17 protein-coding genes are annotated in these 15885 nt (G+C 46.4%); 8 read left to right on the top strand and 9 right to left on the bottom strand.

Annotated elements, in window-relative coordinates; translation table 11 throughout:
• Window positions 1-379 precede the first annotated feature (379 nt).
• Window positions 380-1792 (top strand): chromosomal replication initiator protein DnaA, encoded by a 1413-nt coding sequence (gene dnaA, locus B147_RS0118245; protein ID WP_020588645.1) that lies wholly within the window; start codon window positions 380-382, stop codon window positions 1790-1792.
• Window positions 1793-1796: 4 nt separating this feature from the next.
• Here dnaA and B147_RS0118240 read toward each other — a convergent pair whose 3' ends face one another.
• The 8 genes from B147_RS0118240 to B147_RS0118205 all read right to left on the bottom strand — a co-directional run bounded on the left by B147_RS0118240 (window position 1797) and on the right by B147_RS0118205 (window position 8846).
• A complete protein-coding gene (locus B147_RS0118240; RefSeq protein WP_020588644.1) occupies window positions 1797-2015 on the bottom strand; it encodes a hypothetical protein in 219 nt (72 codons plus the stop codon).
• Between the two features lie 99 nt (window positions 2016-2114).
• Window positions 2115-3731, bottom strand: a complete 1617-nt coding sequence (gene hflX, locus B147_RS0118235; RefSeq protein ID WP_020588643.1) for a GTPase HflX — start codon at window positions 3729-3731, stop codon at window positions 2115-2117.
• Window positions 3728-5107 (bottom strand): replicative DNA helicase, encoded by a 1380-nt coding sequence (dnaB, locus tag B147_RS0118230; RefSeq protein ID WP_020588642.1) that lies wholly within the window; start codon window positions 5105-5107, stop codon window positions 3728-3730. Before dnaB ends, hflX begins: the two co-directional genes overlap by 4 nt.
• A 63-nt stretch (window positions 5108-5170) precedes the next feature.
• Entirely contained in the window at window positions 5171-5629 is a 459-nt protein-coding gene (gene rplI, locus B147_RS0118225) for a 50S ribosomal protein L9 (protein ID WP_020588641.1), read from the bottom strand.
• A 45-nt stretch (window positions 5630-5674) separates the two neighbouring features.
• The gene (locus tag B147_RS0118220) at window positions 5675-6565 is read right to left on the bottom strand and encodes a DUF2232 domain-containing protein (protein ID WP_020588640.1); all 891 of its coding nucleotides are present in this window, start codon (window positions 6563-6565) and stop codon (window positions 5675-5677) included.
• 75 nt (window positions 6566-6640) lie between these two features.
• Complete coding sequence (gene rpsR / locus B147_RS0118215) at window positions 6641-6898, bottom strand: 30S ribosomal protein S18 (RefSeq protein ID WP_020588638.1); 258 nt, start codon at window positions 6896-6898, stop codon at window positions 6641-6643.
• Window positions 6899-6921: 23 nt separating this feature from the next.
• Window positions 6922-7428 carry a 30S ribosomal protein S6 gene (gene rpsF / locus B147_RS0118210; protein WP_020588637.1) on the bottom strand — a complete coding sequence of 169 codons (507 nt, stop codon included), beginning with the start codon at window positions 7426-7428 and terminating at the stop codon, window positions 6922-6924.
• Between the two features lie 239 nt (window positions 7429-7667).
• Entirely contained in the window at window positions 7668-8846 is a 1179-nt protein-coding gene (locus B147_RS0118205) for a CNNM domain-containing protein (protein WP_020588636.1), read from the bottom strand.
• A gap of 200 nt (window positions 8847-9046) precedes the next feature.
• Here B147_RS0118205 and leuS point away from each other — a divergent pair, with 200 nt between their 5' ends.
• Both leuS and lptE read left to right on the top strand, forming a co-directional pair.
• Window positions 9047-11647: a leucine--tRNA ligase gene (gene leuS / locus B147_RS0118200; RefSeq protein ID WP_020588635.1), complete on the top strand. Its 2601-nt coding sequence runs from the start codon at window positions 9047-9049 to the stop codon at window positions 11645-11647.
• Between the two features lie 3 nt (window positions 11648-11650).
• Window positions 11651-12163 (top strand): LPS assembly lipoprotein LptE, encoded by a 513-nt coding sequence (lptE, locus tag B147_RS0118195; RefSeq protein ID WP_020588634.1) that lies wholly within the window; start codon window positions 11651-11653, stop codon window positions 12161-12163.
• Window positions 12164-12260: 97 nt separating this feature from the next.
• On the opposite strand, the gene rpsT is transcribed toward lptE, so the two are convergent.
• A complete protein-coding gene (gene rpsT, locus B147_RS0118190) occupies window positions 12261-12512 on the bottom strand; it encodes a 30S ribosomal protein S20 (protein ID WP_020588633.1) in 252 nt (83 codons plus the stop codon).
• Window positions 12513-12616: 104 nt separating this feature from the next.
• Here rpsT and murJ point away from each other — a divergent pair, with 104 nt between their 5' ends.
• Genes murJ through B147_RS0118165 form a run of 5 tightly spaced genes read left to right on the top strand, consistent with a single transcriptional unit; the run spans window position 12617 to window position 15837 of the window.
• Window positions 12617-14212 (top strand): murein biosynthesis integral membrane protein MurJ, encoded by a 1596-nt coding sequence (murJ, locus tag B147_RS0118185; protein ID WP_020588632.1) that lies wholly within the window; start codon window positions 12617-12619, stop codon window positions 14210-14212.
• The gene (locus B147_RS0118180; RefSeq protein WP_020588631.1) at window positions 14209-14511 is read left to right on the top strand and encodes an FtsB family cell division protein; all 303 of its coding nucleotides are present in this window, start codon (window positions 14209-14211) and stop codon (window positions 14509-14511) included. The genes murJ and B147_RS0118180 overlap by 4 nt, the downstream gene beginning before the upstream one ends.
• The gene (locus tag B147_RS0118175; RefSeq protein WP_020588630.1) at window positions 14508-14840 is read left to right on the top strand and encodes a hypothetical protein; all 333 of its coding nucleotides are present in this window, start codon (window positions 14508-14510) and stop codon (window positions 14838-14840) included. The genes B147_RS0118180 and B147_RS0118175 overlap by 4 nt, the downstream gene beginning before the upstream one ends.
• Window positions 14837-15349, top strand: a complete 513-nt coding sequence (locus tag B147_RS30525) for a rhodanese-like domain-containing protein (protein ID WP_020588629.1) — start codon at window positions 14837-14839, stop codon at window positions 15347-15349. The genes B147_RS0118175 and B147_RS30525 overlap by 4 nt, the downstream gene beginning before the upstream one ends.
• Window positions 15346-15837 (top strand): MauE/DoxX family redox-associated membrane protein, encoded by a 492-nt coding sequence (locus tag B147_RS0118165; RefSeq protein WP_020588628.1) that lies wholly within the window; start codon window positions 15346-15348, stop codon window positions 15835-15837. Before B147_RS30525 ends, B147_RS0118165 begins: the two co-directional genes overlap by 4 nt.
• Window positions 15838-15885: the final 48 nt, after the last annotated feature.

The following is a 15885-nucleotide window of genomic DNA, read 5'->3' as shown; positions in this document are numbered from 1 at the left end:
TCGTTTTTTTAGAATTTTGTTTAATTCGGAGGAATTCAAAGAAAATCGTTAAAAACCGGAGGATTTTTTTTTTACATTCTTTGCGAATATTTTGTTTTTAAAAAAATACCTTTTGAAAATAGGGATTTGTCGAACCCATTGTAATCAGAAAGAATTTTGTTTGTTTCACAAAAAATACCCTGTAAAAACAAGTTATTGAAAAAATATACCACACGTTATTCTAACTGGGACCTAACTATCGTTATTCCATTTGACCAGAAAATCAGATTCGCATAAAAGGGACTTCAACATACTAAACTCACTATAACCACTGTTAATATCAAACCTCTTAAGCCGCTTTACTTTGCTTAGTATTGTCTGGAAGGCTGTGTATTGTTTAATGGATTCATTTATCAAAGAAGTCAAATCTCATATTAAAGAATTAGTTCCAGACCATTGCTATCGAATGTGGATCGAACCTGTAAGATTATCCGCCCACGATGCTGAAACTATTGTCTTGTCAGTGCCCAATGACTTCTATGTCAAACGGCTCAAAGAGAACTATCTGGGCTATTTTGAAGAAGGTTTTTTGCGTTTAGGCAAAAAAGCCCGCATTGAATTCAAGGTCTGCCAAAAAAAATCAGGTAAATCAAAATCAGGCACCGGCCAGACTCAAAAAGGCCGGACACAAAAAACACCCGGAGTGCTGCCCGTCATTCCGGTGGCTGACGGTGTTCCTCCCGAATTTCATCCCCAGCTTCCCGGCATGACACCGGCATTCAATTGCGGGCGCATGTTGAAAAAAAATTTCACATTTGATGATTTTGTGGTGGGGGATAATTCGAGCTTTGCATATACAGCATCTTTATATCTGGCCCAAGGCAAACTTAACGGGACCGGGGTGCTTTTTCTTTTGGGCAAGACAGGTCTTGGTAAAAGCCATCTGTCCCAGGCCGTGGGCCACCATATGCTCGCGCACGATGGGGGCCAGCGGGTTTTTTATGTCACGGCCGAAGATTTTACCAATGAAATGATCTATTCCTTGAGAAATAATAGTATTGATCAGTTCAAGGAAAAATACCGTCTTAAATGTGATGTGCTGATCCTGGAAGATGTCCATTTTTTGACGGGAAAGTCTGCAACGCAGAAGGAGCTTGCCATGACTCTGGACTATCTGATTGATGCAGACAAGAAGATTATTTTTTCAGGCTGTGAACGGCCTGATGAGATCCCCAAATTAAATGAAAACCTGAAATCCAGGCTGAATATGGGGGTTGTCACGGAGATCAAGGCACCTGATTTCGGCACCCGGGTAAAAATTTTAAATAAGAAATCCAAGGCCATTCAGTGTGTTTTGCCCACACCTGTGACCGAATATATTGCCCAGGAAGCGTGTAATGATGTCCGCCAGCTTGAAAGTGCTATGTTAAGCGTTGTTACCAGGGGACAGTTGATGAAACGGAACATTGACATTGAGCTTGCCAGGAGTGTGCTTGAAAAAATGAATGGAACACAAAAACGCATAACCATTGACTTGATCAAAAAACTGGTCTGTGAAGCGTTTGATGTGTCTGAACAAGAACTTCTGTCTAAATCCAGAAAACAACGCATTGTTAAACCCCGCCAGGTGGCAATGTTTCTATCAAAGAAGTATACCGATCAGCCCATAAAGCAAATTGGAGCCAGTTTTAAACGGTACCATGCAACAGCCATCTATTCCGTCAATGCCGTTGAAAAGGAATTAAAGCAAAAAGGTCAACGCTACGAGCAGGTCCAGTATTTGACCAACAAGCTTGAATCAGGCCGCTTTTAATTAATCAGTTGGGTTTTACGGCGTAATCATTGTAAATCAAAAGTTTTTCCAAGATATCAATTTTGGGGTGGCGGGACTGCATAACGCAGCATTTTATGGATATCGCGCAATAATTAAAACAGAGCCGGCAGTTTTTATCAAACTCTCCAAAGCAGTCCGGAATGTCCATTGAGTCTTCTTTGATATTCTCTTCTTCCATTAACCGGTCTAATCGTAATTCCATATGAAATTCCAAGGCAAGTGGTTTTTTTATGTTAAATTAGGTTAAAGTATTCGTCTCTTTTTTTCAACCCGGGTTTTGGTAAAAATTGATCATAGGCATTTATACCATGGCCTCAAGTTTTTCCACCAAAGGAGCAAGACTTGATTTTTTATGTGCTGAAACCACAATTCCCTGGTTTAACAACCAGGGTGAATCAAAATTGTCCAAATCAGCCAGATCCATTTTGTTGAATACATACAATGTGGGGATTTTATTCAGATGCAAAGATTTGAGCAACTGGTCCACGGTCTCTTTTTGCTGCATATACCTGGGGTTTGAAATGTCAATGACATGAAGAATAACGTCTGCTTGCTCAAGCTCTTCCAACGTGGCGTGAAATGCTTCTAAAAGCTCCTTGGGCAGATTCTGGATAAAGCCAACGGTGTCGGTGATAATAACTTCCTTATCCCGGGGAAATCTCAGTCTTCGTGAGGATGGGTCCAGTGTGGCAAACAGCCGGTTTGCAGCGATAATGCTGCTCTGGGTCAGGGTATTGAGCAGTGTTGACTTACCCGCATTGGTATACCCCACAATGGAAATGACCGGCAGGTCTCTTCTTTTTCGCCTTGCTTTTTGCTGGGTGCGCTGTTTGCGGATTTTTTTAATCTCTTTTTTCAGGCGGGTGATGCGCTCCCTTGCACGGCGGCGGTTCACCTCAAGCTTGGTTTCCCCGGGGCCCCTGCCGCCAATGCCGCCGGTCAGCCTGGACATGGCCGTATTTTTGGTGATCAGGCGGGGGAGCATATATTCAAGCTGGGCCAGTTCAACCTGGTATTTACCTTCACTGGATTTGGCCTGCTTGGCAAAAATATCCAGTATAAGCTGGGTGCGGTCAATGACCTTCATCTCCACAAAATCTGTGATGGAGCGTATTTGGGAGGGGTTCAGTTCCCGGTCAAAGACAAGCAGTGTCGCATAGTTTTGGATCGCTTTGATAATCAGTTCAGATAATTTGCCTTTTCCCACCACAAATTTGGGATCAATTTTTTTTCTTTGCTGGATGGCCGTGCCCACCACGTTGATCCGGCTTGTCTTGCACAATTCCCTGAGCTCATCCATTGAGACCTGTGCGGAACTGATGCCTTCGGTTGCCGCATTGATCAAAAAGGCATTTTCCCGGCCGGTTTCCGGGCTGTACCGGCGGTTGTGCCGGGAAAGCTCCGATTCAAGTTCAAGAATTTGGGCCTGGCAGTCAATATCCAGATGGTCAAGGGATGTGCCGGGAAGGACTCTGTAAGGCTCCGCTTCAGGATCAGGCAGAATATGGGCAGAGTACACAGGGCCACAAGATCCATCGGCATTCAGGCAGATGGCAGTGATGTAATCCAGGCGCAGAAGGGCAAGGTCGGTGAGGTCATCCCGTGTCAAGGTCTCGTGAGATAAATGTGTGTGAATGCAGCGCAGCCCCTTGAGCCGGCCCGGACCAGGCCGATAATCCGGTGTTACGGGAATAAGAATACGGTGGGGCTCTCCTGCAATGACACAGATGACTTTTCCGTTGCGATCCAGAAGGAGGCCGATCTGGCGGCGGATATCCCGGCTGATGGCAACCATTTCAGTGGCAACCTGCCGGGAAATGATATATTCCGGCGGTGATTTGAGGTTGTAAAGATCTTCAATCCGGTTGATCTGGGCTTTATTCAGCCCGTCAAGGGTGCCGTAGACAATGCGTTTCATTTAAATCCCTGATAAGCTTCGGGTGCCAGTTCCTCAAACCGGGTGTACTGGCCGTTAAATACCATGTGGGCGGTACCAATGCTGCCGTTACGGTTTTTGGCAACAATGATCTCTGCGGTTCCTTTTTTAGGATTGTCCGGCTCTTTATTGTAAACCTCGTCCCGGTAAATAAAGGAAATAATATCCGCATCCTGTTCAATGGCGCCTGATTCGCGTAAGTCAGACATCATGGGCCGTTTGTCCGAACGCTGTTCAAGGGCACGGTTCAACTGGGATAACGCGACAACCGGAACGCTGAGTTCCTTGGCAAGGGATTTTAACGCCCTGGATATTTCGGCAATTTCAAGATCTCTTCGGTCGGAACGAATGGATGATTTCATTAACTGGAGGTAGTCAATGATTACAAGGCCGATGTCTTTGTTGATCTGGAACAGTTTCCTGACTTTTGCCCGAAGGTCCATCACCGATATGGCAGGGGTATCGTCAATGAAAATGGGGATCTCATTGAGAACACCCGCGGCATCCGTAAAATTCTGCCAGTCTTCCGGGCTGAATACCCCACTGCGCAAACGGTTGGCATCCACCCGGGCTTCGGATGTTAACAGCCGCATGGATAATTGTTCTTTGGACATTTCAAGGGAAAATACAGCCACGGGTCTGCGGTAGTGGAACGCGACATTTCTGGCAATGTTCAAGGCAAAGGCCGTTTTTCCCATGGAGGGTCGGGCAGCCAGGATAATAAGGTCCGAACGTTGCAGGCCGGATGTGATTCTGTCAAGCCTTGGATATCCGGTTGAAAGCCCGGCAAGTCCGCCTTCCTTACCCTGCAACTCCTCTAGCTGGTCGATGTTCAGATTGATCAGTTCGGATAGCGGCTTAAAAGAACTGCCGGACTGACGGTCGGCAATTTTCAAGATAGATGCCTGGGACTCGTCAAGTATGTCTTTAAAATCACCTTTGTCTTCAAGGCAGCGTTCAATGGTCGCAGAGCACGCATTGATAAGCTGCCGCAACGTGGATTTCTCACGGACGATCCTGGCATAATGCACGGCATTGACCGCAACCGGGGCAGCATCGGAAATGGCGGCAAGAAAAGCAGGGCCCCCAACGCCTTCCAACTCATCTGTTTCATTGAGTTGGTTGGCAACGGTCACAAGGTCGGCAGGTTCCTCTTTTTTGGAAAGTTCGATGATGGCCCTGAAGATTTTTTTATGCGCCCCTTTATAAAAGTCATCAGGTTTGAGGATCTCAATAATGTCAAGCAGGCTGTCGTTATTGATAAAGATGGCGGACAGAAGTGATGCCTCTGCATCTGTATCATGGGGAGGGGTGCGGTTGAGCAGGTGGTCTGATTTAACGGATTCTTTTTTTGCCATCAATGTCCTTTAAAGAATGCCGGCAGACCTTTGGATTCCAAAGGTCTGCCGGCATAGCCGGAACTAATTTTCCTGTTTTTCTTCTGCGACTACTGTTACGGTGATTTCCGGTTCAACATCCTTATATAAACGGATAGGCACCTTGTATTCACCGGTCTCTTTGATGGGTTCTGCAAGCAGAATGGAGCGGCGTTCAACTTCAACATTCTGTGCATCCAGGGCATCTTTGATGTCATGGGAGGTCACAGAACCGTAAAGATAAATTTCTTCGCGGACCTTAGCCTTGATTGTGATCGCAACTTCTTTGACTTTTGCGGCCATCTCTTCGGCAATTTTTCTTTCTTTGGCAATCTGAAGTTCAAGTTTAGCCCGGGCCTGTTCCATAACCTTGCGATTGGCAGGGGTGGCAAGAACCGCTTTACCCTGGGGCAGCAGATAATTGCGTCCATAGCCTTCGGCCACCTTGCACTCGGTACCGGCGATACCCAAAGTGTCGATGGTTTCCTTTAATATTACTTTCATTGTAAACCTCCAATCCGGCCGCAGTTTTACGGTCCGGCATATATTTTATTTTCGTGATGCAGAAAGTTTCCTGAAATCAATCCAGTTGTCAAAAAAACCAAGACCCACGACAAGGATTAAAACATACACCTGTACGGCAATGAGAAAATAGCAAAATCCTTTCAGTGCCATGGGTACGTTTTTTTTCTGAAAAAAAAAGGAAACAACTGCAATTCCTTGAAAAAAATAAACAAGCATTAAAACAATCAGGCAGTTAATGCCAAAGATTTTCACGGGACCTGCGGGAATCATCAAAGTCATTGCACAGCCGATAAATGCCCAGACCAGTATGTCCGGTGCTTTATACAGATTTAAGCGTTCAATGCTTTTGATGGTGATGCCCTTGCTTTCTAAAAGCTTTCTGATAATCAGGATGTTCAACCACAGGGTTGTCACAAAAGAAATCATGAACATGCCCGGCATGACAATCATCATGGATGATATCAGCTTTTGGGTCATGTCCTGATCCATTCCGATATCAGGAGAGAGCTGTTTGGCAATATTTAGCGACTGATTTATGTAATCGGTCATTAAGGCAGATAATGTTCGTCCCTGGCTGGTGGTGTAGACCATAAGCGCTAAAAAAACAGCGCCTGCGGCTGTTAGGGCGGTCAGTCCCATGGTTTTTTGAATACTCATATGCCGCTCAAGGCATTCTCCTAAAACCATACCGGTTGCCAGAAGCAGCCCAAAGTAAAGTGTGTCAAAAGCGACGCCTTTGGCCATGAGCACGAGTATAAAAAAACTAACCCCCGCAATCAGAGCCCCGCTGTTTCTGCCGAGTTTAAGACGGTAAAAAAGCACCGGCAGGGGCAGAAACAGAAGAACAAATACACCAAGCAGGGGGGCTGCAAACACCACACCATAAATTAGCAGACAGAAAATAATGCCTGTCAAAGTCTCCCTAATGAAAATCGGGTGTGTGATGGATAACGGCATATCCCAAAAACCTGTGAAAACCTTTTTTTTGTTTTAATTTAAGGGGCGACCCACAAAAGGCAGAAGTGCGATCTGCCGGGCCTGCTTGATGGCCACTGTCAGCTTGCGCTGATGTTTGGCACAGGTCCCTGTGATGCGGCGGGGAATGATTTTGCCCCGTTCAGTAATGAACTGCTTGAGTGCTTTGGGATTTTTATAATCAATTTCCATGGAGCTGTCCACGCAGAACCTGCAAATTTTCCGGCGCTGATAGAATCTGTTTTTTCCGCCGCCTCTATGACCTTTAAACATACTTGATCTCCTTTGTGCTTGAATTATTCCTTGGATGCTTCGGCAGGTTCAGATGTCTGTTCAGATTCGGTTTCTTGCGTATCATCCTGATCATCTGCGCTTTCTTCAGCCTCATCATTGTTTTCTTCTGCGTCCTCTTCATCTTCCTGGGATGCAGCTTCTTCTTCCTTGGCGGCTTCGGCAGTTATCCGGGCCGCTTCTTTGGCTTCTTCAGCTTCTTGTTTAAGAGATTCTTCGGTAACGTGTTCCGTGATAAGGATGGTCATGAACTTCATGATAAGATCACTTAAGCGAAAATTTCTTTCAAGCTCTGTGACAAGCGCTCCGGTTCCGCCGTAGGTCAGGCAGACATAGTACCCGCGCAGTTTCTTTTTGATTTCATAGGACAATTTTTTTAAGCCCCATTCATCAATGTTCAGAAGAATACCATTTTCCCTGTCAATGATACCTCTGACTCTTTCGAGCAGCTCTTCACGGGCCTGATCCGACATGTCCGGATCAGCAATGAATACGGTTTCGTACTTCCTCATTTTTCCTCCTTGTGGATATAAAGCCCCGGATCAACCTCATTGTAGAACCCGGAGCAAGGATATAATAATTACGCTTATTGCCCAGCTTTAGGACAACAAAACCATTTTCTATATCATCTTGGGTATATGTGGTCAAGATAATTATCTGAATTTGCCTGGACAATTGCGTGTCGCTTACCTCTGGTTTGATGTGAATTCTTAAACGGATCATGCGGATAATAAGTATTCAGTATCGACGTTTAAATCGAAGTGTCTTCAATTCCCATTTTTCTGGCACGCTTGATCCATTGTTTTCTGGCCAAGATGCGCATGTCTTCCACGTGGTCAGTCTCATCAACGATCTCCATGCCGATAATGCTTTCAATCAGATCTTCAAGGGTCACCAGACCTTCGGTGCCGCCATGCTCATTAACGACAACGGTAATATGGCGGCGATTCTTCAAGGATTGTTCAAAAAGAGATGTCACGGATATGGACTCCGGCACAATGAGTATCTCCCGTTTTAGAACCTTGAGCGTGGCTGCGGTTGGCAACGATGAATTGTCATTCCGGGGGTATTCTGCAGATGTCGGCATTTGGGTTTCATTATTTTCTTTTGTATCGTGAATTTCAGTGGAGATACAATCCTTTGTCGAGTGGATCAAAACCTCATCCTTGAGAATAAATCCGGTGATACTGTCCACGCTATCCGTATAAAGGGGGATTCTTGAAAAGGGTTTTTGGCTGATGACGGGCCGGGCATCCGTGATTTTCATATCTTCGGGCAGGGCAAAAATTACGGTTCTCGGGGTCATGATATCCGATGGTTTCAGTGTTTCAAATCTAAGGAGGTTTTCAATAATTTTCGACTCTTTGCTGTGAAGCTGTCCGGTTTTTACCCCCAGGGAGGCCATGGCAATCAACTCATCTCTGCTGGAATTGTTGACAACCTTCCTGTCGGAAATAAAGGTTGTCAATTTTTGCGAAACCCAGACCACAGGGTAGAGGATTATAATCAGTGATTGAACGAACCGCGCGGTCGGCACTTCAAGGATGGACCAGTAAACCGCTCCGATGGTTTTGGGGACAATCTCGGAAAGAAAGAGAATCATCAGCGTCATGATCGCTGAAAACAGACCGAACCAGGCGTTACCGAACACCATGGTGGCTTTGGCACCTGCACCGATGGCACCCACTGTATGGGCAATGGTGTTTAAAGTCAAAATGGCGGAAAGGGACTGATCCACCTTGTCGTTTTTCAGCTTGCGCAAACGTGCTGCATGTTTTGGGTTTCGCGTTTCCAATACTTCGATGTAGGAAGGCGTGATGCTTAACAGCACCGCCTCGGCAACAGAGCAAAGAAACGAACACACCAGTGCCAACAGCACATATGCGGCCAGCATCATTACATCTTCAGGGGTATGTGGCATATCACTCATATTCAACCTTAGGCTTTGGTTTTAGTTTGGTGGTTCATTATAGCAGCCACGGGTTGACTTGGTCTATCAATACCAAACTCGGCGGGGCTAATAAAAAATTTAAATCTTTTGCCATAAATACCTTTGCTATTTCGCCTGTCTTGTGGCATCTAAAAAGGTTCAACTATAAATATAGATGTTTTTCGAAAGGAATTAAAATAATGGAGGAACGGTACATCCCTTCCCAGGTCGAGCCCAAGTGGCAGGAATACTGGAATAACACCCAGCTTTTCAAGGTAAAAGAAGATTCGTCCAGGGAAAAATATTATCTGCTTGAAATGTTTCCCTACCCTTCGGGAAAGATTCATATGGGGCATGTGCGCAACTACACCATCGGAGATGTGGTGGTTCGGTATAAACGCATGAGAGGCTTCAATGTCATTCATCCCATGGGATGGGATGCCTTTGGTATGCCTGCTGAAAATGCCGCCATTGACAACAACACCCATCCGGCTGCCTGGACCTATGACAACATCCGGTCCATGCGGGCCCAGCTTAAGAAAATGGGGTTTTCCTATGACTGGGACAGGGAAATTGCCACCTGCCGGCCGGAATATTACCGCTGGGAACAATGGCTGTTTTTGAAAATGCTTGAAAAGGGCATGGCCTACCGCAAGGAGTCCTATGTAAACTGGTGTGAAAAATGTCAGACGGTACTGGCCAATGAGCAGGTTGAGCAAGACAAGTGCTGGCGGTGCTCCCAGGTGGTTCAGCAAAAAAAATTATGGCAGTGGTTTTTCAAAATTACCGATTATTCCGAAGATCTTCTGGTACATTGCGATAAGCTTCCGGGCTGGCCGGACAATGTCACCACCATGCAGAAAAACTGGATCGGCAAAAGCGTGGGGGCAGAGCTTGATTTTAAGGTGGACGGCAGTGACGAGGTGATCAATGTATTCACCACCCGTCCTGACACCATTTTCGGTGCCACCTTCATGTGCCTGGCACCGGAACATCCTTTAGTGGAGACCCTGTCAAGGGGCACGGACCAGGAGACGGCCGTATCCGAGTTTGTAGCAAAGGTCTCCCGGCAGGAGCGCTCTGCCGAAGGCATTGAAAAATATGAAAAAGAAGGGGTGTTTACCGGTGCCTGCTGTATCAACCCTGCCACCGGTGAAAAGATCCCTGTCTATACGGCTAATTTTGTTTTAATGGGCTATGGCACAGGCGCTATTATGTCCGTGCCCTCAGGAGACCAGCGGGATTTTGATTTTGCCAGAAAATATGGGCTTGAGGTTCGGGTGGTGGTGCAGCCGGAAGGGGAAGCCCTTGACGGGGCAACCATGACCGAGGCCTATGCCGGTCGCGGCGTCATGACCAACTCCGGACAATTTAACGGCATGGACAGCAAGGAAGCCATTGAAAAAATGGCGGACTGGCTTGAAGAATCCGGCATCGGCAAGCGTGCGGTTTCTTTTCGTTTGCGTGACTGGGGTATTTCCCGCCAGCGGTATTGGGGGACGCCCATTCCGGTGATCCATTGTCCCTCATGCGGTGTGGTGCCGGTGCCGGAAGCCGATCTGCCCATTACTCTGCCCGAAGATGCCAATCTGCTGGATAAAGGCGGATCTCCATTGCCGACCCTGGATTATTTTGCAAAGACCACCTGTCCTGCCTGCGGCAGGGAAGATGCCAAAAGGGATACCGACACCATGGATACCTTTGTCGAGTCTTCCTGGTATTACCTTCGCTATTGTTCTCCCCGGTATGATAAGGGAATGTTTGATCCTGCCGCTGTGGAATACTGGATGCCTGTGGATCAGTATATCGGTGGTGTGGAACATGCCGTGTTGCATCTTCTCTATTCCCGGTATTTTATGCGGGTTCTCAACACCCTGGGACTTGTACCTTTTAAGGAGCCCTTTACCCGGCTTTTGACCCAGGGTATGGTGTGCAAGGAGACCATGACCTGCCCCGAGCACGGATATCTGTTCCCGGAGCAGGGCGAGAAAAAAGACGGAAAGCTTGTCTGTACCATGTGCGGCAAGGATGTGGATGTCGGACGTGTAATCAAGATGTCCAAGTCCAAGAAAAACGTAGTCAATCCCAATGAACTTCTTGAAAAATACGGGGCCGACGTAACCCGGCTGTTCTGTCTGTTTGCCGCCCCCCCTGAGCGGGATCTGGAGTGGAGCGAAGACGGTGTTGAAGGCAGTAACCGTTTTGTTAACCGTGTCTGGCGTCTGGCGTTGACCTGCATGGAGACCATCAAGGATATTGATGCATACAATGGGCCGGCGGGTTCACTTAAGGCGGACCCGGCAAAAGAACTATATATCAAGGCCAATCAGACGATCCAGAAGGTGACTGCGGATATTGAGACCAATTTTCATTTCAATACGGCCATTGCCGCTGTTATGGAACTGGTCAATGCCATGTACACGGTTGAATTTGAAACGGCGGACGATGAACTCAAATCCGTGGTCTGGTTTTGTCTTGAAAATGTATTGCTTCTGCTCAGCCCTATTATTCCCCACTTCTGCGAGGAGTTGTTTGCCCAGATGGGGAACAAGGACTCTATTCTTGAACAGCCCTGGCCTGAATTCAGAAAAGATTCCATGCAGACCGACGAGGTGCTTGTTGTGGTTCAGGTGAACGGTAAACTGCGGGCAAAATTTCCCATGGGCGCTGATGCAGATGAAGAAGATATTAAGTCTGCCGCTCTTGGGGATTCAAGGATTACCAAGTACATCGACGGAAAAGAGATCCGTAAACTTATTGTGATTCGTAAAAAACAGACCCTTGTTAATATTGTGGTGTAATTTATGAAAAAAAGTCTTGCATGGTTGATGGTTATCTTATTGTTGATAATTGGTCCGGGGTGTGGATACCGGCTGGCCGGCGGTGGTTTTATCAATAATGATGTCGCCCGGGTGTCTGTGGCTATATTTGACAACAAAACTTCCGAATCCAGGGCGGGGATATCTTTTACCAACGAACTGATTAGGGAAATTACCGCCAAAACGGATACTATTGTTGTGGGTGACGGCAATGCCACCCGCAAGATAACCGGTACCATTCGATCCATCAGTTTTTCCACATTGTCCAGATCTTCCACGGAAGACGTTACGGAAAGGCAGGTTTATGCCGTAGTAGATGTGGTTCTGACCGGGGCCGGAGGGAAGGTTCTCTGGTCAGTGAAAAGTTTTTCAGCCACGGAATCCTATAAAGTATCGAACAGTTCCGTGGATGATGAGGCCAATAAGCGGGAGGCCGTTGATCTCATTGCAGAACGTGTGGCCGAGCGTATAATCAGCCAGATGACAAACGACTTTTAAATGCATTAAAACGAACCGGCGTCTGCTCCTTATACAGACCAGGCGCCGGTTTATAGTCTGGAGCGGCTGAGCTTAAATGGTGCAAAAAGCGCGTGACTCATGCGTTCGCAAATTTAAACAGTCTTGAGATCTTCCTTGAAGCCATTTTTTTGTGAACGATGCCTTTTTTAGCCGCCTTGTGAATGGCCGACTGGGTCTTTTTCATCAGTTCGTCGATACTTTCACCTGCTTCTTTGGCTGCGCGAAGTTTCTTTTCAAGGGTTTTAAGAGAGGTTTTTACGGATTTGTTTCTCATCCGTCTGACCTGATTTTGTTTTGCGCGTTTTTTTGCTGATTTATGGTTCGCCAACTTGGTATAGCTCCTTCATAAAATAGAGAATTAAAAATAAATAATAAAACTTATATCAAATTCGGTAAAATATATAAAACTGATATGCATGTCAAGGAAAACCTGTGACCCACTTCATTAAAAAAGCAGTATCCATCAGTTCTATTACGCTGATTTCAAGAATACTTGGCATGATAAGGGATGCGGTCATTGCTTTTATCTTTGGTGCAGGTATGGTTTCCGACGCTTTTTTCATTGCATTCAGGCCCTTTGATCTAATTCGGAAAATGATGTCCGACGGCATTTTAAGCATCTCTTTCATCCCGTTGTTTGCAAAACAGTTTGCCCAAAACAAGAAAGACCAGGCCGTGGCCATGTTTTTAAATGCCTTGTTTTTTATATCCATTGCAGGGGCGCTGCTGGTGGGTTTTGGGATCTATTTTGCGCCTTTTTTAATAGATTTTTTTGCCCCGGGGTATGGTGCTGGTTCTTATTCTCATATATTGTCCTGCCTGCTGTTCAGGATCATGGCACCCTATATGTTTATTATTTTTTTTGTGGCCCTGTCCATGAGCGTGCTCCATGCAAAGGGAAATTTTTATGTGCCTGCAGCCACGCCAATTGTGCTCAACCTTTGTATGATTACGGCCGCGGTACTGTTTTCCAACCGGTTTACGCCAAAGATTGCAGTTCTGGCCATTGGGGTAACCGCCGGTGGCATTGTTCAACTTGTCTTTCAACTTCCAAGCCTTGCAAGGCTTGGTATGTTTGATTTTAAGGCCTTTGTCAGGATGCACCCCCATGTAAAAAAAGCCTTTATTGCTCTTGGCCCTTCCATGATAGGGGCTGCGGCGTTTCAGATTAATCTGTTGGTGGCGGGACTTACCGCCTCAACGCTTGATCCGGGTGCGGTCTCTTATCTTAATTATGCTGAACGCCTGGTTCAGTTTCCTTTGGCTTTGGTGGCCTCTCCCGTTGCCACGGTTTTATTGCCCATGCTGTCTGCAATGGCAGGTTCGGGTTGCCTGGAAATCGGTAAACATGCCCAGAGGAGGGTGGAATTTAGTTTTCTTGATCAAACACATGGAACCCAGGATTTCAGCCTTGTGTTTGATGCCGGTGTACGCATGGTTTTTTTTTTAATTATTCCTGCAACAGTCGGCATCATCGCCTTAAACCGTCCCATTGTTTTGTTGCTGTTCGGCAGAGGGGCCTTTGATCTGACAGCCGTCGACCAGACCGGCCGGTGTCTTGTGTTTATGGTTCTTGGGCTCTGGGCTGTTGCCGGAACCCGGCTCTTTGTGGCGCTTTACTATGCGTTATCCAATATCCGGTTGCCGTTTATGGCAGGCCTTGTGTCCATTGTGTGTAATGTTTTGCTGTGCCAGTTTTTTGTGCAACACATGGGGGTAACCGGGCTTAGTTTGGCCGTATCCCTGTCCGGTATAATCGGATTTGTCCTGCTTGTCGCATCCGGGCCCTTCGGGCTTCGGGGCAGGGCAGTGCTGGTTTGCGCTTGCAGAGCGGTTTTTATGTCTGTTATAATGTATTTTCTGGTAAAATGGATATGGAATTTTTGGACTGACTATTCAAAAATAATTCAGGCGGCAGGCATTGTTATCAGCATTGGTGCCGGTGCCGGATGTTATTTGTTGGCGGCCCACCTTACATCAAATCCGGAAATGGCAATGCTCACAAGGATTTTTTTAAAACAAAAATGACCCGTATGGAAAAAATATGCCTTTATCTGGCCATAGGAGGGGTAGTTCTTCTCTTATTTATGTTTTTCTTTTCCACAAAAGGGGTATTGGACTATAGTCGGCTTAAGTCCAGGCAGGAGCAGCTTGAAGCCCAGGCGACCATTGCCGTTAACCAAAATTCAAAAATGGAAAAAGAGATACTGAAACTTAAGACTGATATTGAATATATTAAGCACCTGGCCAAACATGAGCATGAAATGGCCGCCCAGGATGAATTGGTTTTCAAAGAGAACTCCAAGAATCAAGGAGCTGAAAAATGACCCGTAATTTTGCAAGCTTATCCCTGGCCCGCCTGTATGAGAAACAGGGGTATATAGACGATGCCCTTGAAATTTACAGGGCAATTGATACAAACCAAAACCATGATGACGAGGATATCCTCAAGGCCATTTCCCGCCTTGAACTGCAGAAGGAAACTGCGGATTCCAAAGAAAACGTAAAAGAACCCGGCCGTGACGGTTTAAACTCTGATCCGGTTCAAGGCCGCACCAACGAGGCCGGGATGGCCCATATGCTCGAAGTCTGGCTTAGGCTTATTGTTATGCGAAAACGGGTGGATATATTCAAGACAATTAAAGCCCGATTATGATTCTTAAACGAGATATTCTAGGATGCTTTTTTCTTTTAAGTATCTGTGTCATGCTAAGCCTTGGCATTAATGCCCTCTCCCCCAACGGTATTGCCCTCATGGGGCAGTGGAATCCGGATCAGGGCGTGGTCATGGCCGGGGCAAACAAGGCCCACGCCGTTGATGTGACACAGATCAACAATCCCCTTAAAGTTAAGCGACTGGTGGAATCCGGGACAGTGATCGTGCTTGATGTCCGCTGGCCGGAGATTTATGACCTAGGGCATATTCCAGGGGCATTGAATTTCCCTTTGGGGGATTTTGAAGAAGAGAAAAAAGAGCTGATGTCAAACATAACCCCCGAAGATGATATCCTTGTCTATTGCGCCGGCGTGACCTGCCACGATTCCCATACATTTGCCACCCGTTTGGTTGAAATGGGCTTTGCCCATGTGGCGGTTTATGCCGGCGGGTTTGCTGAATGGGAAGAAATGGGATTTGATGTGGCCGCCCAGGAAATTGACCCATGAGCAATTCGGCCCGTGTCAAATATGAATCCGAAAATTGTGCTGATTTTTCATTCATGAATCTGAATCGCCAAGCATACTTTATTGAATGGGCATTGCGTCTCTTTCTGGGAGGCACATTTATTTTTGCGTCCTGGCACAAAATTTTGTCACCGGATCAATTTGCCACTATCTTGTACGGCTATGCCGTTTTTCCCCACCAGATCATAAATGTGTTAGCCATTGTCATGCCTTTTGTTGAGCTTGTCTGCGGTATCACCTTGATAACCGGTATACTCAAACGTCCGGGGCTGTTATTAATTAATGCCATGCTGGTGGGGTTTATTTTTCTGATCGGTTTTAATCTGATACGGGGCCATGAATTTGACTGCGGATGCTTTTCTTTAGGGGAAACCAAAGGAATCTGGTCCTCAGTCTGGCTGCTTGTCAGGGATTTTGTAATGCTTGGGGCAGGGGTTTATCTTTTCAGGCTGTTCAATAAAACTCGATGATCAAGTTTTTGTTAATTTGCCCAACTTCGGCGTTGGAAACAATTTTTA

Source organism: Desulfobacter curvatus DSM 3379 (assembly GCF_000373985.1).
Taxonomy (GTDB): domain Bacteria; phylum Desulfobacterota; class Desulfobacteria; order Desulfobacterales; family Desulfobacteraceae; genus Desulfobacter; species Desulfobacter curvatus.
The sequence above is the reverse complement of the archived record's forward strand: the minus strand, read 5'-3'. Positions and strand labels throughout refer to the sequence as shown.

What these genes read in the sequence shown, in the direction of transcription:
- dnaA (WP_020588645.1), top strand. Translation starts at nt 380, where the DNA reads ATGGATTCATTTATCAAAGAAGTCAAATCTCATATTAAAGAATTAGTT.
- B147_RS0118240 (WP_020588644.1), bottom strand. Translation starts at nt 2,015, where the DNA reads ATGGAATTACGATTAGACCGGTTAATGGAAGAAGAGAATATCAAAGAA.
- hflX (WP_020588643.1), bottom strand. Translation starts at nt 3,731, where the DNA reads ATGAAACGCATTGTCTACGGCACCCTTGACGGGCTGAATAAAGCCCAG.
- dnaB (WP_020588642.1), bottom strand. Translation starts at nt 5,107, where the DNA reads ATGGCAAAAAAAGAATCCGTTAAATCAGACCACCTGCTCAACCGCACC.
- rplI (WP_020588641.1), bottom strand. Translation starts at nt 5,629, where the DNA reads ATGAAAGTAATATTAAAGGAAACCATCGACACTTTGGGTATCGCCGGT.
- rpsR (WP_020588638.1), bottom strand. Translation starts at nt 6,898, where the DNA reads ATGTTTAAAGGTCATAGAGGCGGCGGAAAAAACAGATTCTATCAGCGC.
- rpsF (WP_020588637.1), bottom strand. Translation starts at nt 7,428, where the DNA reads ATGAGGAAGTACGAAACCGTATTCATTGCTGATCCGGACATGTCGGAT.
- B147_RS0118205 (WP_020588636.1), bottom strand. Translation starts at nt 8,846, where the DNA reads ATGAGTGATATGCCACATACCCCTGAAGATGTAATGATGCTGGCCGCA.
- leuS (WP_020588635.1), top strand. Translation starts at nt 9,047, where the DNA reads ATGGAGGAACGGTACATCCCTTCCCAGGTCGAGCCCAAGTGGCAGGAA.
- lptE (WP_020588634.1), top strand. Translation starts at nt 11,651, where the DNA reads ATGAAAAAAAGTCTTGCATGGTTGATGGTTATCTTATTGTTGATAATT.
- B147_RS0118180 (WP_020588631.1), top strand. Translation starts at nt 14,209, where the DNA reads ATGACCCGTATGGAAAAAATATGCCTTTATCTGGCCATAGGAGGGGTA.
- B147_RS0118175 (WP_020588630.1), top strand. Translation starts at nt 14,508, where the DNA reads ATGACCCGTAATTTTGCAAGCTTATCCCTGGCCCGCCTGTATGAGAAA.
- B147_RS30525 (WP_020588629.1), top strand. Translation starts at nt 14,837, where the DNA reads ATGATTCTTAAACGAGATATTCTAGGATGCTTTTTTCTTTTAAGTATC.
- B147_RS0118165 (WP_020588628.1), top strand. Translation starts at nt 15,346, where the DNA reads ATGAGCAATTCGGCCCGTGTCAAATATGAATCCGAAAATTGTGCTGAT.